This is a genomic window from Thermobispora bispora DSM 43833, from assembly GCF_000092645.1.
Taxonomy (GTDB): Bacteria; Actinomycetota; Actinomycetes; order Streptosporangiales; family Streptosporangiaceae; genus Thermobispora; species Thermobispora bispora.
Genome location: NC_014165.1, coordinates 2632488 through 2653172 on the forward strand (window position 1 = coordinate 2632488; position 20685 = coordinate 2653172).

At 71.9% G+C, this 20685-nt stretch carries 14 protein-coding genes; 4 read left to right on the forward strand and 10 right to left on the reverse strand.

The genetic code is table 11. From position 1 onward, the window contains the following. Positions 1-381: 381 nt before the first annotated feature. On the forward strand, positions 382-1566 hold the full coding sequence (locus tag TBIS_RS11235; RefSeq protein ID WP_013132510.1) for a thiolase family protein: 1185 nt from the start codon (positions 382-384) through the stop codon (positions 1564-1566). After that, positions 1563-3671 carry a 3-hydroxyacyl-CoA dehydrogenase NAD-binding domain-containing protein gene (locus tag TBIS_RS11240; protein ID WP_013132511.1) on the forward strand — a complete coding sequence of 703 codons (2109 nt, stop codon included), beginning with the start codon at positions 1563-1565 and terminating at the stop codon, positions 3669-3671. Before TBIS_RS11235 ends, TBIS_RS11240 begins: the two co-directional genes overlap by 4 nt. A 201-nt stretch (positions 3672-3872) precedes the next feature. Here the strand turns inward: TBIS_RS11240 and TBIS_RS11245 are convergent, their stop codons facing one another. The 9 genes from TBIS_RS11245 to TBIS_RS11285 all read right to left on the reverse strand — a co-directional run bounded on the left by TBIS_RS11245 (position 3873) and on the right by TBIS_RS11285 (position 17497). Beyond that, on the reverse strand, positions 3873-5351 hold the full coding sequence (locus TBIS_RS11245) for an amino acid permease (protein ID WP_013132512.1): 1479 nt from the start codon (positions 5349-5351) through the stop codon (positions 3873-3875). Positions 5352-5420: 69 nt separating this feature from the next. Further along, on the reverse strand, positions 5421-7331 hold the full coding sequence (gene dxs, locus TBIS_RS11250; protein WP_050760510.1) for a 1-deoxy-D-xylulose-5-phosphate synthase: 1911 nt from the start codon (positions 7329-7331) through the stop codon (positions 5421-5423). Positions 7332-7874: 543 nt separating this feature from the next. Further along, a complete protein-coding gene (locus TBIS_RS11255; RefSeq protein ID WP_013132514.1) occupies positions 7875-9080 on the reverse strand; it encodes an ROK family protein in 1206 nt (401 codons plus the stop codon). 77 nt (positions 9081-9157) lie between these two features. Then, positions 9158-10411, reverse strand: coding sequence for a sugar ABC transporter permease (locus tag TBIS_RS11260; protein WP_013132515.1), 1254 nt, complete (start codon positions 10409-10411; stop codon positions 9158-9160). Next, on the reverse strand, positions 10411-11184 hold the full coding sequence (locus TBIS_RS11265; protein ID WP_013132516.1) for an ATP-binding cassette domain-containing protein: 774 nt from the start codon (positions 11182-11184) through the stop codon (positions 10411-10413). The genes TBIS_RS11260 and TBIS_RS11265 overlap by 1 nt, the downstream gene beginning before the upstream one ends. A gap of 122 nt (positions 11185-11306) precedes the next feature. Further along, positions 11307-12413: a sugar ABC transporter substrate-binding protein gene (locus TBIS_RS11270; protein WP_013132517.1), complete on the reverse strand. Its 1107-nt coding sequence runs from the start codon at positions 12411-12413 to the stop codon at positions 11307-11309. Between the two features lie 373 nt (positions 12414-12786). Beyond that, positions 12787-13509 (reverse strand): sulfite exporter TauE/SafE family protein, encoded by a 723-nt coding sequence (locus TBIS_RS11275; protein WP_241019676.1) that lies wholly within the window; start codon positions 13507-13509, stop codon positions 12787-12789. A 263-nt stretch (positions 13510-13772) separates the two neighbouring features. After that, positions 13773-16553, reverse strand: a complete 2781-nt coding sequence (locus TBIS_RS11280) for an aconitate hydratase (protein WP_013132519.1) — start codon at positions 16551-16553, stop codon at positions 13773-13775. A 224-nt stretch (positions 16554-16777) separates the two neighbouring features. Next, a complete protein-coding gene (locus TBIS_RS11285; protein WP_241019679.1) occupies positions 16778-17497 on the reverse strand; it encodes a metal-dependent hydrolase in 720 nt (239 codons plus the stop codon). A gap of 794 nt (positions 17498-18291) precedes the next feature. On the opposite strand from TBIS_RS11285, the gene TBIS_RS11290 reads away from it, so the two are divergent. After that, entirely contained in the window at positions 18292-18903 is a 612-nt protein-coding gene (locus tag TBIS_RS11290) for a PadR family transcriptional regulator (RefSeq protein WP_013132521.1), read from the forward strand. A gap of 4 nt (positions 18904-18907) precedes the next feature. Next, positions 18908-19435 carry a DUF1707 SHOCT-like domain-containing protein gene (locus tag TBIS_RS19120; RefSeq protein WP_013132522.1) on the forward strand — a complete coding sequence of 176 codons (528 nt, stop codon included), beginning with the start codon at positions 18908-18910 and terminating at the stop codon, positions 19433-19435. Positions 19436-19763: 328 nt separating this feature from the next. Here TBIS_RS19120 and TBIS_RS11300 read toward each other — a convergent pair whose 3' ends face one another. Next, a complete protein-coding gene (locus tag TBIS_RS11300) occupies positions 19764-20681 on the reverse strand; it encodes an LLM class F420-dependent oxidoreductase (protein ID WP_013132523.1) in 918 nt (305 codons plus the stop codon). Between the last annotated feature and the right edge of the window lie 4 nt (positions 20682-20685).

The following is a 20685-nucleotide window of genomic DNA, read 5'->3' on the forward strand; positions in this document are numbered from 1 at the left end:
ACGGAGAGGCCGCCCGGCCGTGGCCGGCCCCGCCGGCGCGCCGTGCCGTGCCGTACCGGCCTCCGGCCGACGCCGCGCCGTGCCGTGCCGTACCGGCCTCCGGCCGACGCCGCGCAGAGCGCCCATGGGGAAGGGAACCGCCGGCCTCGGTGGGCGGGCATAGCCGCCCGCACCGGGCCGGACGCCCCGGCATGCCGGCCGCCGAACCGGGCATCACCTCCCCCGTGACACCACCGCCCGGCGGGGCGGCCGCCGCTGCCGCGACGCGCGAGACGCACGGGGGAAGAAGCCGCGGGTGCGGCGCCCGGCCGCCCTTGCCCGCAGCCGGTTACTCATCAGTAGCATTGGCTGGGGAAGCTACCGATCAGTAGGAGCGAATCCGTGCCTGCATCACGCGAAGTCGTCTTCATCGACGGCGTCCGGACGCCCTTCGGCAAGGGCGGCCCCAAGGGCATGTACGCCGAGACCCGGGCGGACGACCTGGTCGTCCGCGTCATCCGCGAGCTCCTGCGGCGTAACCCGAACCTGCCGCCCGAGCGCGTCGACGAGGTCGCCATCGCCGCCACCACCCAGATCGGCGACCAGGGCCTCACCATCGGCCGGTCCGCAGCCGTGCTCGCCGGGCTGCCCAAGTCCGTTCCCGGCTTCGCCATCGACCGCATGTGCGCGGGCGCGATGACCGCGGTCACCACGGTGGCGAGCGGGATCGCGTTCGGCGCCTACGACGTGGCGATCGCCGGCGGCGTCGAGCACATGGGCCGCCACCCCATGGGCGAGGGGGTCGACCCGAACCCGCGGTTCCTCGCCGAGCGGCTCGTCGACGGCTCGGCCCTGATCATGGGGATGACCGCGGAGAACCTCCACGACCGCTACCCGTCGATCACCAAGGAGCGCGCCGACGCGTTCGCCGTCGCCTCCCAGGAGAAGGCCGCCAAGGCCTACGCCGACGGCAAGATCCAGCGCGACCTGGTGCCGGTGGCGGTCTGGAAGTCGGGCGAGGGCTGGGGCCTGGCCACGGCCGACGAGCAGCCGCGCCCCGGCACCACGCTCGAGGCGCTGCGGAACCTGAAGACCCCGTTCCGGCCGCACGGCCGGGTCACCGCCGGGAACGCCTCGGGCATCAACGACGGCGCCACCGGGTGCATCCTCGCCGCCAAGGAGGTGGCCGAGGAGCTCGGGCTCACCCCGCGGATGCGGCTCGTCTCCTACGCCTTCGCCGGCGTGGACCCGGAGGTCATGGGCATCGGCCCGATCCCGGCGACCGAGAAGGCCCTCCGCCTCGCCGGGCTGACCATGGACGACATCGGCCTCATCGAGATCAACGAGGCCTTCGCCGTCCAGGTGCTCGCCTTCCTCGAGCACTTCGGCATCCCCGACGACGACCCGCGCGTCAACCCGTACGGCGGCGCGATCGCGTACGGCCACCCGCTCGCCTCGTCCGGTGTGCGGCTCATGATCCACCTCTCTCGCGCGTTCGCCGAGCGCCCCGACGTCAGGTACGGCATCACCACGATGTGCGTGGGCTTGGGCATGGGCGGCACGGTCATCTGGGAGAACCTGGCATGAGCAGCATCGAGCAGTACACGTCCCTCCTCGCGGGCAAGAACACCGACGAGGTCGTCACCAAGGCCCTGGTGCGCGACGTCGAGCTGCCGTACGGCGCGGGCACGATGGCCCTGATCACGCTGGACAACGGCTTCGACCACACCAAGCCCAACACCTTCGGCGCCCAGGGCCTGATCGAGCTGAACGCCACCCTCGACGCCGTCGCGGCCCGGACGGACATCGTCGCCGTCGGCCTGGTCGGCAAGCCGTTCATCTTCGCGGTCGGCGCCGACCTGAAGGGCGCGGCCAAGATCGCCACCCGTGAGGAGGCCAAGGCGATCGCCTCCCTGGGCCACCACGTGTTCCGCCGGTTCGGCGAGCTGCACGTGCCGTCGTTCGCGTTCATCAACGGCGCGGCCATGGGCGGCGGCCTGGAGATCGCGCTGCACTGCACGTACCGCACGGTCTCCTCCGGGGTGACCGCGATCGCCCTGCCCGAGTGCTTCCTCGGCCTCGTGCCCGGGTGGGGCGGCACCCAGCTCCTGCCCCGCCTGATCGGCCCGGAGAAGGCGATCAAGCTCATCATCGAGAACCCGCTCGCCCAGAACCGCATGATCAAGGGGCGCGACGCCTACGAGCTCGGCATCGCGGACGCGATCTTCGAGCCGGCCGACTTCCTCGAGGAGTCGCTCCGCTGGGCGGCGAAGGTGCTCCGGGGCGAGGTCACCGTGGAGCGGCCCTCGCACACCGAGTCCGACTGGACCCCGGTGATCGAGCAGGCCCGCGCCCAGGTCGACCTCAAGGTGCGCGGCGCCTCCCCCGCCCCGTACCGGGCGCTCGAGCTCATCGCGCTCGCCCGGACCGCCACCCGGGACGAGGGCTTCGCCGCCGAGGACGAGGCGCTCGCCGACCTGCTCATGGGCGACGAGCTGCGGGCCGGGCTGTACGCGTTCGATCTCACCCAGCGCCGGGCCAAGCGGCCCAGCGGCGCGCCGGACGCCTCGCTCGCCCGCAACGTCACCAAGGTCGGCATCGTCGGCGCCGGTCTCATGGCGTCGCAGCTCGCCCTGCTCTTCGCCCGCCGGCTCGAGGTCCCCGTCGTGCTCACCGACCTCGACCAGGAGCGCCTGGACAAGGGCGTGGGCTACGTGCACGCAGAGGTGGACAAGCTCCTCGCCAAGGGCCGGATCAACGGCGACCAGGCGAACCGGCTGAAGGCGCTGGTCACCGGCTCCCTCGACAAGAAGGCGTTCGCCGACGCGGACTTCGTGATCGAGGCCGTGTTCGAGGACCTCGCGGTGAAGCGGAAGGTCTTCGCCGAGGTCGAGGAGCTGGTCTCGGAGACCTGCGTGCTCGCCACCAACACCTCCTCGCTCTCGGTCACCGAGATGGCCGCCGGCCTGAAGCACCCCGAGCGGGTGGTCGGGTTCCACTTCTTCAACCCGGTCGCCGTCCTCCCCCTGCTCGAGGTGGTGCGCGGCGAGGCCACCGACGACGCCACGCTCGCCACCGCCTTCGCGGTCGGCGCGAAGCTGAAGAAGTCCTGCGTGCTGGTGAAGGACGCGCCGGCCTTCGTGGTCAACCGGCTGCTCACCCGGTTCATGGGCGAGGTGATCGCGGCGGTCGACGAGGGCACCCCGATCGAGGTCGCCGACCACGCGCTCGACGGGCTCGGCCTGCCGATGACCCCGTTCGCGCTGCTCCAGCTCGTGGGGCCCGCGGTCGCCCTCCACGTGGCCGAGACGCTGCACGCCGCGTTCCCGGACCGGTTCAAGCTCTCGGAGAACCTCGCCAAGCTGGTCGAGGCGGGCAAGCCCGGGGTGTACGGGCCGAACTTCCAGATCGACCCCGAGGCGCGGGCCATCTTCTCCGGCGGCGACCGCCCGTCCACGGCCGAGGAGGTGCGGCTGCGCGCGCTCCGCGCGCTCGCCGAGGAGATCCGCATCATGCTCGAGGAGGGCGTGGTCTCCGCGCCGCAGGACATCGACCTGTGCATGATCCTCGGCGCCGGCTGGCCGTTCCACACCGGGGGCATCACCCCCTACCTGGACCGCACCGGCATCTCCGAGGAGGTCAACGGCCGGCGCTTCCTCGAGCCCGGCGTGGCCTCCGTACCGGCGGCCTGAGCCCGGCCTCCGTACCGAAGCCGCCCCGGCCGGACCGGCCGGGGCAACCGTCCCATGCCCGCATGACGCGGCGCGAACGGCGTCCCACGGCATCCCCATCGCGACGGGGACCGGCCGCCGTACGCGCCCGCCGGGAACGCCCGGCCACGGCGCCCCTGCCGCGGCCGTGGCCGTCGCCCGGGCGGTACGGGCGCCACGGGTTCACGCCTTCAGGATCCGCTCCCGCTCGGCCGCGGCCACGCGGCTGCGGCGGCGGCCGTACAGGAAGTAGACGACGGTGCCGATCGCCATCCACGCGAAGAACCGGATCCAGGTCTCCACCGGCAGGTTGAGCATCAGGTAGAGGGAGGCGAGCGCGGAGACGGCGGGCACCACGGGCACCCACGGGGTGCGGAACGAGCGCGGCAGGTCGGGCCGGGTCCGCCGGAGCACCACCACGGCAACGGCGACGATCACGAACGCGAAGAGCGTGCCGATGTTGACGAGCTCGGCGATCACGCCGAGCGGGAGCAGCGCGGTGAGCACGGCCGTGGCGGCCCCGATCACGATCGTGATCCGGTACGGGGTGCGGAACCGGGGGTGGACCCGGGCGAGCGGCCGGGGCAGGAGGTCGTCCCGGCACATGGCGAACAGCACCCGGCTCTGCCCCAGCATGAGGATCATGACCACGGTGGTGAGCCCGGCGAGGCCGCCGACACTGATCAGCGTCGCCAGCCAGGGCTGCCCGACCGCGCGGAAGGCGTCGGCGAGCGGGGCCGAGATGCTGAGCGTGGAGTAGTGCTGCATGCCGACGACCACGAGCGAGACCGCGACGTAGAGCAGCGTGCAGATCGCCAGCGAGGCGATGATCCCGATCGGCAGGTCGCGCTGCGGGTTCCGCGTCTCCTCGGCCGCGGTCGCCACCACGTCGAACCCGATGTAGGCGAAGAAGACCAGCGCGGCCGCGGTGAAGATGCCGAACACCCCGAACGCGACCGGCGTCACCCCGAAGAGCACCTGGATGAGCGGGGCGGCGAGCCCGTCCTCGGCCTCCATCGCCCGGGACGGCGGGATGAACGGCCGGTAGTTGGCGGCCTTGACGAAGAAGAGCCCGGCCACGATCACGAGCAGGACCACCGCGATCTTGATCGCGACCATCACGGCGTTGAACCGGGCCGACAGCTTGATGCCCGCGACGAGCACGGCGGTCAGCAGGAGCACGATGAGCGCGGCGGGCACGTTCACCACCGCGTCGTCGCCCGCGATGGCCTCGGGCAGGAAGACGCCGAAGTTCTTCAGCAGCGAGGTGAAGTACCCCGACCAGCCGGAGGCCACGACCGCGGCGCCGAGGGCCAGCTCCAGCATCAGGTCCCAGCCGATGATCCAGGCGGGGAACTCCCCCACCGTGGCGTAGGCGTAGGTGTAGGCGGAGCCGGCCACCGGCACCGTGGACGCGAACTCCGCATAGCACATGGCCGCGAGCCCGCACACCACCCCGGCGATGACGAACGAGAGCGCCACGGCAGGCCCGGCCGTGTTCCTGGCCGCCACTCCGGTGAGCACGAAGATGCCCGTCCCGATGATGACGCCGATCCCGAACACGGTGAGGTCGAGGGCGGAGAGCGTGCGCCTGAGCCGGTGCTCCCCGCCTTCGGCGTCTTGAATGGATTGTTCTACCGGTTTCGTGCGGAAAATGGTCATCAGCAAGCCCCCCGATCATGCCGATGACCAGCACACTTCCCAGGAACGGTCCTGGTTACTCCCCGGAGGTCAATCGGTCGCCGGGATCTCCCGGGTCGGGTGCTCCTGCAGGCCGGAGGAGCGCTGCGCCACCACCTCGGTGATCTTGCGGGCGAGGTCCTGGCCGGTCAGGCCGGCGTCGGCGAGGATCTTGGCCCGCTTGGCGTGGTCGAGGAAGCGCTGCGGCACGCCGAAGGTGCGCACCGGCACGTCGAGGTCGGAGTCCCGGAGCAGCCGCGCGACGGCGTCCCCGACCCCGCCGACCCGGCCGTTGTCCTCGACCACCGCGACCAGCCGGTGCCGCGCGGCCGCGGCGACCAGCTCCTCGTCCAGCGGCTTGACCCAGCGCGGGTCCACCACGGTGGCGGAGATGCCCTGGGCGTCGAGCAGGGCGGCCGCGTCGAGGCAGGCCTCGGCCATCGGGCCGACCCCCACCAGGAGCACGTCGCAGCCGCGGCGCAGCACGTCCATGGTGCCGAGCTTGCCGACCGCCTCGATGTCCCGGGGCACGGCGCCCTTGGGGAACCGGACGACCGTGGGGCCGTCCTCGATCGCCACCGCCTCGGCGAGCAGCTCCCGCAGCCGGGCCGCGTCCCGGGGCGCGGCGATGGACAGCCCGGGGATCACCTGGAGGATCGACAGGTCCCACATGCCGTTGTGGCTGGGGCCGTCGTCGCCGGTGACACCGGCGCGGTCGAGCACGACCGTCACGGGCAGCCGGTGGAGGGCCACGTCCATGAGGAGCTGGTCGAAGGCCCGGTTGAGGAAGGTCGAGTACACGGCGACGACCGGGTGGAGGCCGCCGAGCGCGAGGCCGGCCGCGCTGGTGAGCGCGTGCTGCTCGGCGATCCCCACGTCGTAGATGCGGTCCGGGTACGCCTTGGCGAAGCCGGCGAGGCCGGTGGGGTGGAGCATGGCCGCGGTGATCGCCACGATGTCCTGCCGCTCGGCGCCGAGCCGCACCATCTCCTCGGCGAACACGTTCGTCCAGCTCTGCGGCTTGGGCAGCTCCTCCCCGGTCACCGGGTCGAACGGGCCGGGGCCGTGGAAGCAGTCCTCGTCGTCGTTCTCCGCCGGGGTGTAGCCGTACCCCTTGCGGGTGATCACGTGCACGATCACCGGCCCGCGGAAGGCCTTGGCCCGGCGCAGCGCGGACTCGACCGCGCCCTCGTCGTGGCCGTTGATCGGCCCGACGTACTTGATCCCGAGGTCCTCGAAGAGCGCCTGCGGGGTGAGGATGTCCTTCAGGCCCCGCTTGATGCCGTGCAGGGTGTCGTAGATCGGCGAGCCGACCACGGGCACCTTGCCAAGGCTGGTCTTGATGAACTCGAGCGCGTGCTCGTAGCTCCGGCTCATCCGGAGCGAGGAGAGGTGCGTGGCGAGGCCGCCGAAGGTGGGCGAGTAGGACCGGCCGTTGTCGTTCACCACGATGACCAGCGGGAGGTGCTTCCGCGCGGCGATGTTGTTCAGGGCCTCCCAGGCCATGCCGCCGGTGAGCGCGCCGTCCCCGATCACCGCGACCACGGTGCGGTCGGTCTCACCGCGCAGGTGGAACGCCTTGGCCAGGCCGTCGGCGTACGACAGGGCGGTGGAGGCGTGCGAGTTCTCGATGAAGTCGTGCTCCGACTCCGCCTGGCTGGGGTAGCCGGACAGACCGCCCTCCTGCCGGAGCGTGCCGAACCGGTCGGCACGCCCGGTGAGCATCTTGTGGACGTACGCCTGGTGCCCGGTGTCGAAGAGGATGGGGTCACGCGGGGAATCGAAGACCCGGTGCAGCGCGATGGTCAGCTCGACGACACCGAGGTTCGGGCCGAGATGTCCCCCGGTCCGCGCCACGGACTCGACCAGCAGCTCGCGGATCTCGGCGGCGAGCCTCGGCAGGTCGGCGGCGTCCAGGCGCTTGACATCGAGCGGGCCTTTGATCGTCTCCAGAATCCCCACCACTCATCCTCTCCCGCTCGCCCTTGAACGGATCGAGTTTAGTTCGCTGAACAACCGTTTCTCTAAGGTGTACTGGGTGTACCAGCGGAGCGGTATACCCGTACTTGGATCACTTTAGCCAGACCTTTGCGCACGGATGGCGGTGCGGGCGGAACGTCCGGAACCACTTAGTGATCGCCCGTACCGGGCATAGCGGGCGGCCCGTTACGGCACGGCGGACCGGCGGCGAAGCCCGCGGTGCGCCCCGGCGCGGGCCTGGCCGGCGGGGCCGGTGACCGGGCTCCGCGGAGCCCGGCACAGAGCGGATGTCCGGGCGCCGGCGGCGGCCGGGACCGGGCCGTCGTCAGCGCGGCAGGGCCCGGCACAGTGCGGGGTCAGGGCGCCGGTGGTGGCCCGGGCGGACCGTCGTCAGCGCGCCGGGGCCCGGCGCATTCGGGGCGCCGGCGGCGCCCTGCAGCGGAGCCGGGCCGGGGTGGCCCGCGGCGGCGATGCCAGGCCGGGACCGGCGCGGGCGGCGAGGCGGATGAGCGGGCCGCGGCGGCGTCACATGGCCGCGCGCGAGAGCGCCTCCAGCGGGTCGGCGAGGACGTCGGCGAAGGCGAGCTCGGCCGCGCCCATGAGCGTGGCGTCGTCGCCGAGCGCCGCGGTGCGCAGCCGCAGCCCCTCCCGGGTGGCGCGGAGGGCCGTGGTGTTGAGCGTGCTGCGCACCTGCGCGGCCGCGCCGAGGTAGATGTCCCGCAGCATGCCGCCGAAGATGACCATCTCGGGGTTGAGGACGTTGACCAGGTTGGCGACGCCGAGGCCGAGCCAGTGCCCGACCCGCCGCAGGGCCTCCTTGGCCGCGGCGTCGCCCAGCTCTGCGGCGGTGACGATCGCCCGGATCCCGTCCCGGCCGGCCGCCCCGCCCTGCCGGCCGGCGTACTCCAGCAGCGCCCGCTCCCCCACCTCGGCCTCGAAGCAGCCGCGCGAGCCGCAGCCGCAGGGCCGGCCGCCCGGGTTGAGCACCATGTGGCCGACCTCACCGCCGTACCCGTCGGCGCCGCTGAGGAGCTGGCCGTTCACCACGATTCCCCCGCCGATGCCGACGTCGCCGTGGAGGTAGACGAGGTCCCGGCAGCCGACCCCCGCCCCCCGCGCGTGCTCGGCGAGCGCGCCGAGGTTCGCGTCGTTGCCGACCACGACCGGCAGCCCGAGGGAGAGCCGCTTCGACAGCTCCTCGCCGAGGGGCACCTCCTCGGCGCCCACGTTGGGCCCGATCCGGACGACGCCGTCGGACTTGCGCACCGCCCCGCAGAACGCGACCGCCGCGCCGACGCAGACCGCGTCGGCGCGGACCCCGCGGAGCATCTGCCGGGCGAATCCGGCGAGCGTGGTGACCACCTGGCCCAGGTCGAAGGGGCCGCGCCGCCGCTCGGCCTCCCGCCGGTCGAGGATCACTCCCCCGAGCCCGATCCGCGCGGCGGCGAGGCGGTCCACGCCCACGTCGAAGGCGAGCACGTAGACCCGGTGCGTCTCCGGCAGGACCACGAGCGACGGCCGCCCGGCCTTCCCGGTGTCCCGGGGCAGCTCCTCACGGACCAGGCCGGCGGCGGTGAGGTCGGCCGTGAGCGCCATGATGGTGCTCCGGTTCAGCCCCATCAGGTGGGTCAGCTCCGCCCTGGACATCGGCCCGCCGAGGTGCACGTGGCGGAGCAGGGTGCCCAGGTTGTGCCTGCGGATCTCCTCCTGTGAGGGGCCTGCGCGCAGCATCAGGCGGCCTCGGGCCTCCTCTCGGATCTGCCTACGGTTCGACGACGATCAAAGAAGATATCGGGACGGCCGTCCGGTCATCGTCGTCGCCCGGTCGCCGCGGCGCGCTTGCGGGACAGCGCGTCCACGCTCGCGGCGAGCAGCAGCACCGAGCCCGTCACGATGAACTTCACGCCGGCGCTGTAGCCCATGAGGCCCATGCCGTTGTCGATCACCGCCACGACCGCGCCGCCGAGCACCGCGTCGAGCACCCGGCCCTTGCCGCCGAAGAGGCTGGTGCCGCCGATCACGGCCGCGCCCACCGCGAAGAGCAGCACGTTGCTGCCGCCCGTGTTGGGGTCGACGGAGTTCGCCCGGGACGCGGCGATGATGCCGCCGATCGACGCCATGAAGGAGCAGATGACGAACGCGGAGATCCGGATGCGGTCGACGTTGATCCCGGCCCGCCGGGCGGCCTCCGCGTTGCCGCCGACCGCGTACAGGTGCCGGCCGTACGCGGTCCTGCGGAGCACGAAGGTCCAGAACAACAGCAGGAGCACGATGAGCGGGACCACGATCGGCACGCCCTTGAGCGACACGAGCAGGGCGTTGCGGCTCCGCTCGAGGTTGAGCACGTAGACCGCGGCGCCCACGATCACGGCGAGGACGGCAATCCGGAAGTAGATCACGCCCATCGGGTCGGCGACCAGGCCGCGCGCGGCGCGGCGGCGCGCCTGCACGATCTGGACGACCGCGTACGCGCCGACGCCCACGGCCGCCCCGATCCAGCCCAGCAGCGGGGGCAGGTTGCTGTTCGCGATCGCGAGGATCGTCTCGTCGCGGATGGAGATGTTCGTCCCCTCCTTGACGAGCAGCAGCAGCACGCCCTGGAAGGCGAGGAACGCGGCGAGCGTGACCACGAACGAGGGGATGCCGACCTTGGCGACGAGCGTGCCGAGCACCAGCCCGATCAGCGCGCCGGTGAGCATCGCGGCGAGCACGGCCAGGTACCACGGCCAGCCGTGGAAGGTGAGCAGCACGGCGAGCACGGCGGCGCACACGCCGCTCGTCCAGCCGGCCGACAGGTCGATCTCGCCGATGAGCAGGACGAAGACCAGGCCCATCGCGATCACGGTGACCGCCGCGCCCTGGGTGAAGAGGTTGGCGAAGTTCCCCGCCGAGAGGAACGCCGGGCGCACGATCGAGAAAATGACGCAGAGCACCACGAGGCCGAGCACGGCGGGGAGGGCACCGAGCTCACCGCCCCGGACCCGCTCGACGTAGTCGCGGAAGTGGACGCGCACGGCCGCCTGCGGGGCCTGCTGCTTCTCTGGGAGCGTTTGCGTCGCCATCATGCCGCTCCATTGCCGTTCTTGAGCCCGAGCTCGCCACTACGTCCGGAGGTGATGAGCTCGACGACCTGCGAGTGGGTCACCTCGCTGGTTTTGACCTGGGCGGCCATCCTGCCGAGGTAGAGCGCCGCGATCCGGTCGGACACGGCGAACACGTCGTTCATGTTGTGCGAGATCAGGATGACGGCGAGCCCTTGGTCGGCGAGACGGCGGACCAGCTCGAGCACCTGGGCGGTCTGCGCGACGCCGAGGGCGGCCGTCGGCTCGTCCAGGATGACGACCTTGCTGTTCCACAGCACGGCCTTGGCGATCGCCACGGTCTGCCGCTGCCCGCCCGAGAGGCTGGACACGGGCTGGCGGAGCGACTTGACCGTCCGCACCGAGAGCGAGGCCAGCGTCTCGGCGGCGAGCTCCTCCATGGCGGCCTCGTCGAGGACCACCCCGCGCTTGCGCTCGCGGCCGAGGAACATGTTCTGGACGATGTCGAGGTTGTCGCAGAGCGCGAGATCCTGGTAGACGATCTCGATGCCCAGCTCGGCAGCGGCCCGCGGATTGGTCACGTTGACCTTGCGGCCCTCGAAGTAGTACTCACCCGAGTCGATCGGGTAGATGCCGCCGATGCACTTGACCAAGGTGGACTTGCCGGCACCGTTGTCGCCGACGAGCGCCGTCACCTCCCCCGGGTAGGCGTAGAAGGCGACGTCGTGGAGGACCTGCACGGGGCCGAAGCTCTTGTTGATGCCGCGCAGCTCGAGGATCGGTCCCTGGGACACCCTGGGCTACTCCATGTGGTCGTCACGGTTGATCACTGGGGCGGCGGCCGCGGGGCGCGGCGAGCGCCGCGCCCCGCGGCACGCCCGGGCCGCATCGCCCTGCTCGCCCGGAGCGGGATCGATCAGCTGATGCCGGCCTCAGCGCACTTCTCGGCGAACTCGCCGGTGCAGAGCTCTTCCTTGGTCACGAAGCCGTCGGCCACTACGTCCTTGACGTTGTCGAAGAAGATGGCCTGCGGCTCGAGCAGCACGGCGGGCACCTCCCGGCCGGTCTCCGGGTCCTTCACCGAACCGGAGACCTGCGGCTTCTCACCCTTGGCGAGGGCGATGGCGAGCCCGGCCGCGGCGTCCGCCTCCTTCTTGATCGCCTTGTAGACGGTCATGCACTGGTCGCCGGCGAGGATGTTCTGCAGGCCCTGCACGGTGGCGTCCTGGCCGGTGACCGGGATCTTGCCGTTGAGCTTCTGCTTCTTCAGGATCGAGATCACCGCGTTGCCGAGCCCGTCGTTGGCGGCGAGCACGCCGGCGATGTCGGGCTGCTGGGTGAGCATCTGCTCGAAGATCGTGCCGGCCTGGGTGTTGTCCCAGTCGGGGACCCACTGGTCCGGGCCCTTGACGTACTCGCCGGAGTCGTACTTCGGCTGGAGCACGCCGTCGTAGCCCTGCTTGAAGAGGGTGGCGTTGTTGTCGGTCGGCGAGCCGTTCAGCTCGGCGATGACCGGCTTCTCCACCTTCTTCTCGGTGAGGCACTTGACCAGGCCCTCACCCTGGAGCTGACCGACCTTGACGTTGTCGAAGGAGACGTAGTAGGAGGCGCTGCCGCCGAGGGTGAGCCGGTCGTAGTCGATCGTGGCGACGCCCTGGGACTTCGCCTTCTCCAGCACCGCCTTGCCCGTGCCGCTGTCGAGGTTGACGATCATCAGCACGGTGGCGCCGTTGGTGATCATCTGGTCGGCGATGGTCTGGAACTGGGTCTTGTCACCCTGGGCGTTCTGGATGTCGTACTCGACGCCGGCCGCCTCGAAGGCCTCCTGGAGGTACTTCCGGTCGGCGGTCTCCCAACGCGCCGATGACTTGCTGTCGGGAAGGATCACGCCGATCTTGCCGGGCTTGGCGGTCGATGCGCCGTCGCCCTGGGCCGCCGTGTCTCCGCTCTGGCCCCCGCAGGCGGTGAGTCCGAGAGAGAGCGCCGCAGCCGCGGCACCGATACCGAGGATCCCCTTGCGCATTGGCGTGGGTCCTTTCTGCTGGCTGGGGTCTATAGTCGGCCGCCTGGCCAAGCTCCTGGCCACCCGGCGCGGATCGTCCGTTGTACCGGCGTTCACCGCGCAGGGGAATGTTGTTTGCAACAACGTATGAGAGCGACAGCCGCAGATAAAGACACAGAAACGTAACATTTGTTGTCAGCGGCAACAATCGCGCAACGGGATAACGGACGTCCCCTACCCGCGGCGGGGCGCCGGGGCGCGACGCACGCGCGGCGCCGGCCCGTCTCGCGGCTTGAGCCCGCCGCGAGGCCGAGCCGTACCCGAGGTCCGGACCCGTCGTACGCGGCGCGATGGTGGGGCCCTCATACCGGGCGCGATGCGCCGTGCCGGGCCGTCACACCAGGCTCTGGACGAGCAGCGCGCAGGCCGCGAGGGTCGCCACGGAGAGCACGGCGATCCGCACCCGCCGCCCCTGGAGCCGGCGGCGGAGCGGCCGCGAGGCGAGGAACCCGAGGAAGACGAAGGGGACGAGCGCCAGCCCGGTGCCGAGCACGTCGGGCGGCAGCTTGCCGACCACGGCCAGGATGACGAGCGACTGCAGGGTGCTCAGCAGGAAGAACATGGCGAGCGTCGCCCGGATCTGCGCGCCCTGGGCGTTCTGGTAGACGAGCGCGATGGGCGGGCCGCCGATCCCGGTCGCGGTCCCGGTGACGCCGGAGAGGAAACCGGCCGCGGTGAGGGTGCCGCCGGTGCGCGGCACCGCGACCGACCGGGCGGTGAGCACGACCGCGACCATCACCATCACGGCGACGAGCAGGCCGAGCGTGCGGGTGCTCACGTACACCACCACGAGTCCGCCGAGCAGGCTGCCCGGCAGCCGGCCGATCAAGGCGTACCCGACCCCGCGCCAGTCGACCCGCCGCCACTCGGCGGCGAGCGTGAGCACGGGGAGGCTGGCGTTGACCACCTGGACGGCGCCCGGGACCGTGCCCGGCAGCAGCATCGCGATGATCGGCGAGCACACGATGCCGAGCCCGAACCCCACGCCGCCCTGCACCACCGCGCCGGCGAACACCGCGAGCCCGCACAGCAGGAGCGGCACGATGTCCTGGCCCACGGCGAGCAGGCTAATAGGGCGCCGGAAACGCGGTTACGGCGGGGTCCGGAACGCGGTGGCACGGTGGCACGCCCGGTGGAAGGGCGGAGGCTCGGCCTGGACCGCTCCCCGCAGGGCCGGCACTCCCCCGCGGCAGCCGGCCGTACCGGCCGCCCGGGCGACCCCGCCCGTATCCGGACCGTACGGCCCGGCCGTACCCGGACGGCCCGGGCCGGCCGGACGGGTGCCGGCCGGCCCGGGGCACGTCCACGGCGCGAACCCGCTCAGCTCTTGCTCTTGGCGAGCAGGTTGCGCAGCACGTACTGCATGATGCCGCCGTGGCGGTAGTACTCCGCCTCGCCGGGCGTGTCGATCCGCACGATGGCCTGGAACTCCTTGTCCCCGGCCCGGACCGTGACCGTGCGCGGCGTGGTCCCGGAGTTGAGCTGCTCGATGCCGATGATGTCGAAGGTCTCCTCACCGGTCAGGCCGAGCGACTCCACGGAGTCGCCCTCCTGGAACTGCAGCGGGAGCACGCCCATGCCGATCAGGTTCGAGCGGTGGATCCGCTCGAACGACTCGGCGATCACCGCGCGGACGCCGAGCAGGGCCGTGCCCTTCGCCGCCCAGTCCCGGGACGAGCCGGAGCCGTACTCCTTGCCGGCGAGCACGATGAGCGGGACGCCGGCCGCCTTGTAGTTCATCGCGGCCTCGTAGATGGTCGTCTGCTCGCCGCCCCGGGTGAAGTCGCGGGTGTAGCCGCCCTCCACCCCGTCGAGGAGCCGGTTGCGCAGCCGGATGTTGGCGAAGGTGCCGCGGATCATCACCTCGTGGTTGCCCCGGCGGGAGCCGTACGAGTTGAAGTCCTTGACCGCGACCCCGTGCTCCTGCAGGTAGCGGCCGGCCGGCGAGTCGGGCTTGATCGCACCGGCCGGGGAGATGTGGTCCGTGGTGACCGAGTCGCCGAGCAGCGCGAGCACGCGGGCGCCCCGGATGTCCGACACCGGCTCCGGCTCCGCGGGCATGCCGTCGAAGTACGGCGCCTTGCGCACGTACGTGGAGTCCGGGTCCCAGGAGAAGGTGTCACCGGTCGGGACCGGCAGGGACTGCCAGCGCTCGTCGCCCTTGAAGACGTCCGCGTAGTCCCGGACGAACAGGTCCTGGGAGATCGACTCGGAGACCACGGCGGAGATCTGCTCCGGCGTGGGCCAGATGTCCCGGAGGTACACCGGCTTGCCGTCGCTCCCGGTGCCGATCGGCTCGTTCTCGAAGTCGATGTCCATCGTCCCGGCGAGCGCGTACGCCACCACCAGCGGCGGCGAGGCCAGGTAGTTCATCTTCACGTCCGGGTTGATCCGGCCCTCGAAGTTGCGGTTGCCGGAGAGCACGGCCGTGACCGCGAGGTCGGCGGACTGGATCGCCGCGGAGATCTCCGGGTCGAGCGGCCCGGAGTTGCCGATGCAGGTGGTGCACCCGTAGCCGACCAGGTTGAAGCCGAGCTTGTCGAGGTACGGCTGGAGGCCGGACCGCTCGAAGTACCCGGTGACCACCTGCGAGCCCGGCGCCAGGGAGGTCTTCACCCACGGCTTGCGGGTGAGGCCCTTGTCGACCGCGTTCTTGGCGAGCAGGGCCGCCCCGAGCATGACGTACGGGTTGGAGGTGTTGGTGCACGAGGTGATCGCGGCGATCACCACGGCGCCGTGGTCGAGCTCGAAGGTCGTGCCGTCGGAGAGGGTGACCTTGGTCGGCCGGTGCGGGCGGCCGCCGTCGAGCTTGGCCGGGTGCGGCCGGTCACCGCTGCCGCCGTGCGAGATGGCCGGGGAGTCGGAGGCCGGGAACGACTCGGCGGACGCCTCGTCGGTGGGCCCCTGGACGCTGTCGCCCGGCACGTAGTCCCGGACGGCCGCCCGCCAGGCGGACTTGGCGTCGGAGAGCGGGATGCGGTCCTGCGGCCGCTTCGGGCCGGCGATGGACGGGACCACGGTGCCGAGGTCGAGCTCGAGGTACTCGGAGAAGACCGGCTCGGGGGCGGACGGGTCGAGCCACAGCCCCTGCTCCTTGGCGTACGCCTCGATCAGGGCGATCTGCTCGGCCGACCGGCCGGTGAGCCGGAGGTAGTCGATGGTCTGCTGGTCGATCGGGAAGATCGCGCAGGTCGAGCCGAACTCGGGGCTCATGTTGCCGATCGTGGCCCGGTTCGGCACCGGGATGCTGGCGACGCCCTCGCCGTAGAACTCGACGAACTTCCCGACCACCCCGTGCTTGCGGAGGATCTCGGTGATCGTGAGCACCAGGTCGGTGGCGGTGGCGCCGGCGGGGAGCTTGCCGGTGAGCTTGAAGCCGACCACCCGCGGGATCAGCATCGAGATCGGCTGGCCGAGCATGGCGGCCTCGGCCTCGATGCCGCCCACGCCCCAGCCGAGGACGCCGATGCCGTTCTCCATGGTGGTGTGGGAGTCGGTGCCGACGCAGGTGTCGGGGTAGGCCTTGCCGTCGCGGGTCATCACGACCCGGGCCAGGTGCTCGATGTTCACCTGGTGGACGATGCCGGTGCCCGGCGGGACGACCTTGAACTGGTCGAACGCGGTCTGGCCCCAGCGCAGGAACTGGTACCGCTCGCGGTTGCGCTCGTACTCCCGCTCGACGTTGCGCTGGAAGGCGTCGGACCGGCCGAAGAAGTCGACGATCACCGAGTGGTCGATCACGAGCTCGGCCGGGGCGAGCGGGTTGATCTTCGCGGGGTCACCGCCGAGGTCCCGCATGGCCTCGCGCATGGTCGCGAGGTCCACGATGCAGGGCACACCGGTGAAGTCCTGCATGATCACCCGGGCCGGGGTGAACTGGATCTCCACGCTCGGCTCGGCCTGCGGGTCCCAGTTCGCCAGGGCGCGGATGTGGTCGGCCGTGACGTTGGCGCCGTCCTCGGTGCGGAGCAGGTTCTCCAGCAGGATCTTCAGGCTGTACGGGAGGCGCGCCGACCCCTCGACGGCGTCCAGCCGATAGATCTCATATGTCGCGTCACCGACGCGTAGCGTGTCACGGCTGCCGAAGCTGTTCGCGGACACCATTCGCCTCCCCAGTATCCGGCTTCACCATTTGATTCGCGTATGCATCCTGCCGCACGCGCGGAACGCCCCGGCCGGTAGGGGCGCTCCATCGGTGCGGCCGGCAATATATCTCGATATCAAGATATCTACCAAGATATCTCGACATCAAGCTATCAACGGCGGCACCTTGCCCGCCGTCCGGCCCGGCGGCAAAGACGAGCGAACTTCCGGTATGCGCAAGCTCAGACGGGCATCAGGCGCACGTACGCCAGCACCAGCACGGTGATCGCGAGCGCCGGCCCGAGGAACCGCCTCTCGAAGGTCTTCCCCGTTTTGAACCCGATATCGAACGGCAGCAGCCACCGCCCGCGGATGGGCCACAGCACCGGGCACCCGCGCTCGGTCAGGCAGTCGCCGAGCACGTGGGCCAGGCATCCGATGCCCACGGCGAGCCCGAGCCACGCGTAGCCGACCCCCAGCCCGGTGAACGCGACGAAGATCCCGGCGGTGAGCACCGCGTTCATCACCGCCGACGTGATCGTCTTGCGGGGCACCCCAATCCCGACCGCCCGTAACGCCAGGCCAATCATCAGGATGACCAGCACGTCGCGCCCGATCGGCTGGTGGGCGGCGAGCAGGTACGCGCCCACGCCGCAGAGCACGGAGAAGAAGAGCGAGTGGGTCATGTTCCGGTGGCCCCCGCTGACCGCGTTCAGCCCCTTGCTCAGCGCCCAGGTCACCGGGCCGAAGGTCTGCGCGATCGTGCTGTTGGGGTGGTCGAGGTCGGGGAGCATCGCCGCCCCGGCGCAGACCACCGCCCCGGCGATCAGCTCGGGCGGTGAGGTGATCGAGCCGGTGACCGCGGCGAGCTCCGGCCGGCCGAGGGTCTCGGGCAGCGCGGCGAGGGCGGGCGCGGCGGCGAGCCAGACCGCCGCCCCGCTGAGGGCGTGCGAGTGGCCCATCATCTCAAGATCACGCCTTGAGACTGTACGGCAAAGCCGCCGGGGCCGCATCTTCCCCACGGTGACAGGGCCGCGTCTGCCCCCCCCGCAGGACGTGGTCGCGTTCGCCCGGGGAGGCCGCTTCCCGCCCGAGGACGAGGCGTCCGGCTTCCCAGCGGAGAACGGGCGCCCGGCGAAGGGCGGCCACGCCACGCGCGGAGCCCCCGCCCCGGCGCGGCGCGCGAGAGCACCCGCCGCGCCCTGCCCGGAGGACGGGCCGGCGTCCGGCTTGCGGAAGCCGCGCCCGCCGGGCGAGGCCGGGAGAGAACGAAAGACGGGCCGGTCCCGAGAGCACCCCCCAGCCCTCTCAAAGGGACCGGCCCCGTCTCGCATGATCAACGAACGGCGCGCCGGCGGTGTTCCCGGATCAGCACATCAAGATCACGTGACCTCCGTCACATGCGGCCCGGCTCGCATTGCTCCTGGTGAGGGCGGGCGGCAGGGGCCGACGGCACCTCCCGCCGCGTCCGCTCGATCGTGCCGGCCGGGCCGGACCGGCGCCGGACGCGACGCGGGCCCCTTCGCAGGGCGGCACGACGCGGGCCCCACCCCAGGGCGGTGCCGGCCATGCCGCCTCAGCCGCCGTCCCGGCGCGGCCACACCGGAGGAGTCACCCGGCACCGGAAATGATTGCCCACGCGAAGGTATCGCGATATATCTTTGAGGTATCTCGTACAGCTCGCCGACAGTACGTGGGATCGTGCTGCACGGCGAACGGACACGCACGGTGGAACGGATCGCAAGGGGCAACTGGCATGTGGTGGTACGAGCTGTTCCAGGGACACGGTGAGCGGCGGCACCGGAGCGCGCCCCGCCGGCACGGTCACGGGCATGGGCACGGCTGGGGCGGGCCGTTCTCCCCGTTCTGGGGCGGGTTCAAGTTCGGCACGTGGGGGTTCACCGGAGGCCGGAAGGCCAAGCGCGGGGACGTCCGCGCGGCGATCCTCGCGCTCCTCGCCGAGGAGCCCCGCAACGGCTACCAGATCATCCAGGAGATCACCGAACGCAGCCAGGGCGGCTGGCAGCCCAGCCCCGGCGCGGTCTACCCGGCGCTCCAGCAGCTCGCGGACGAAGGGCTGGTGATCGCGGAGGAGTCGGAGGGCAAGAAGACCTTCCGGCTCACCGAGGCCGGCCGCGCCTACGTCGCGGAGCACCGCGACGAGCTGCGGGCTCCCTGGGAGGACATGCGGCCGGACATCGGCGAGGACGTGGCCGAGCTGTTCAACCTCGCCCGCCAGGCCGCCACGGCCCTGGTGCAGATCGTCAACGGCGGCAGCCCGGGGCAGCTCGCCCGGGCCAAGCAGGTGCTCACCGAGACCCGCCGCAAGCTCTACCAGATCCTCGCCGAGGGAGACGACGAGGAGTGATCCGATGGTGAACCCGGACGAGATGCGGATCGGCGACCGGGAACGGGACGCGGTGGCCGAGCTGCTCCAGGAGGCGTACGCGGAGGGCCGCATCGGCCGGGACGAGCTCGACGAGCGGCTGACCGCGGCGCTCTCCGCCCGCACCGCCGGAGAGCTGCGCGCGATCACGGCCGACCTGACCGGTCCGTCCGGCCCCGGTCACCCCCACCACCCGCACGGGCCGCGCCACCGGCCAACCCTGCACTGCCGCCCCGTACGGCACGCCCACGCCCACCCCGGCTTCGCATGGCCCGGGCCGTACGGCGGGCTCGCCTGGCGGCCGCACCCGGCGGTCATGGGGTGGCGGAGGGCGGCGCCCGGGATCAGGAGGCCGACCGGGATCGTCCCCCTGGTGCTGGTGATCGCGGCCATGGCGTTCTTCTTGCCGTGGCTGCTCTGGGTCGGGTTCCGCCTGCTCCTGATCGCCTGCCTGGCCGGGACTGCGGTCGCGGTCATCCACCACGCGACCGGCCACCGCCACCGGCGCCGGTGACCGGCGACGCGCCATTCCGCACCCGCCGGACCGGGCCGTGCGCCCGGTCCGGCGCTCCCGTACCTGAACGCGGAGGCCGCCGGTGGAAGCGGAGGCCTCCGCGGTGCGAAGCCCGGGATCGGCGGGTCCGGCGGCGCCCGGGCCGGTGCCGATCGGCATCGGCGGCACCGCGCCGGCGGGCCATCGCCCCGGCCTCACCCGCCCGCGCCGCCCCTCGGTGGGCGGGGAGCAGGCCGCCGGGCGCCCGGCCCCTTCCCTGGGCGCGCGGACGTGTTCCGTGGGCCCGCGGACGTACGGTCCCGGGCCGTCACGCGTGGATTCCGGGCGATCAGACGTGCGGCAGCACCTCGGCCGCCAGGAGCTCCAGGTGTTCCAGGTCGGTGAGGTCGAGCACCTGCAGGTAGATCCGCTCCGCGCCGAGCTCGGCGAAGCGGCCGATCTTGTCCACGATCTCCTGGGGCGTACCGGCGAGCCCGTTCACCCGGAGCTCGTCCACCTCGCGGCCGATCGCCGCGGCCCGGCGGGCGATCTCCGCCTCGTCCCGCCCGGCGCAGACGACCTGCGCCGCGGAGAGCCGGATCGACTCGCGCCCGGCCTCCTCGCACGCCTCCCGCACCCGATCGAAGATCACCTTGGTCTCGTCCGGCGTCCGGAACGGCGCGTTGAACTCGTCGGCGAACCGCGCCGCGAGCCGGGGCCCCCGCCGCGTGCCCCAACCGCCGAGGATGACCGGCGGCCGCGGGCGCTGCACCGGCTTCGGCAGGGCCGGGGAGTCCACCAGCCGGTAGTACTTCCCCTCATACGAGAACGTCCCGGTCGCCGTCCACAGCCCGGTGATGATCTCGAGCTGCTCCTCCAGCCGCTCGAACCGCTCCTTCATCGGCGGGAACGGGATGCCGTACGCGAGGTGCTCCTCTTCGTACCACGCGGCCCCGAGGCCGAACTCGACCCGCCCGCCGCTCATCTGGTCGACCTGGGCGACCGAGACCGCGAGCGGGCCCGGGAAGCGGAACGTGCTCGCGGTGACCAGGACTCCGAGCCGGATCCGCGACGTCTCCCGGGCGAGCCCGGCGAGCGTCACCCACGCGTCCGTGGAGCCAGGCCCAGGGTCACCCGGGCCGATCCGGACGTAGTGGTCTGAGCGGAAGAACCCGTCGAAGCCCAGCCGCTCCGCGGCCTGGGCGACCCGGAGCAGGTCGTCGTACGTGGCCCCCTGCTGCGGCTCGGTAAAGATTCTTAACTTCACATGC

Excerpts from the sequence above, each read along its gene's own strand:
- TBIS_RS11240 (WP_013132511.1), top strand. The coding sequence starts at position 1,563 with ATGAGCAGCATCGAGCAGTACACGTCCCTCCTCGCGGGCAAGAACACC.
- TBIS_RS11255 (WP_013132514.1), bottom strand. The coding sequence starts at position 9,080 with ATGCTGCGCGCAGGCCCCTCACAGGAGGAGATCCGCAGGCACAACCTG.
- TBIS_RS11290 (WP_013132521.1), top strand. The coding sequence starts at position 18,292 with ATGTGGTGGTACGAGCTGTTCCAGGGACACGGTGAGCGGCGGCACCGG.
- TBIS_RS11285 (WP_241019679.1), bottom strand. The coding sequence starts at position 17,497 with ATGGGCCACTCGCACGCCCTCAGCGGGGCGGCGGTCTGGCTCGCCGCC.
- TBIS_RS11260 (WP_013132515.1), bottom strand. The coding sequence starts at position 10,411 with ATGGCGACGCAAACGCTCCCAGAGAAGCAGCAGGCCCCGCAGGCGGCC.
- TBIS_RS11245 (WP_013132512.1), bottom strand. The coding sequence starts at position 5,351 with ATGACCATTTTCCGCACGAAACCGGTAGAACAATCCATTCAAGACGCC.
- TBIS_RS19120 (WP_013132522.1), top strand. The coding sequence starts at position 18,908 with ATGGTGAACCCGGACGAGATGCGGATCGGCGACCGGGAACGGGACGCG.
- TBIS_RS11270 (WP_013132517.1), bottom strand. The coding sequence starts at position 12,413 with ATGCGCAAGGGGATCCTCGGTATCGGTGCCGCGGCTGCGGCGCTCTCT.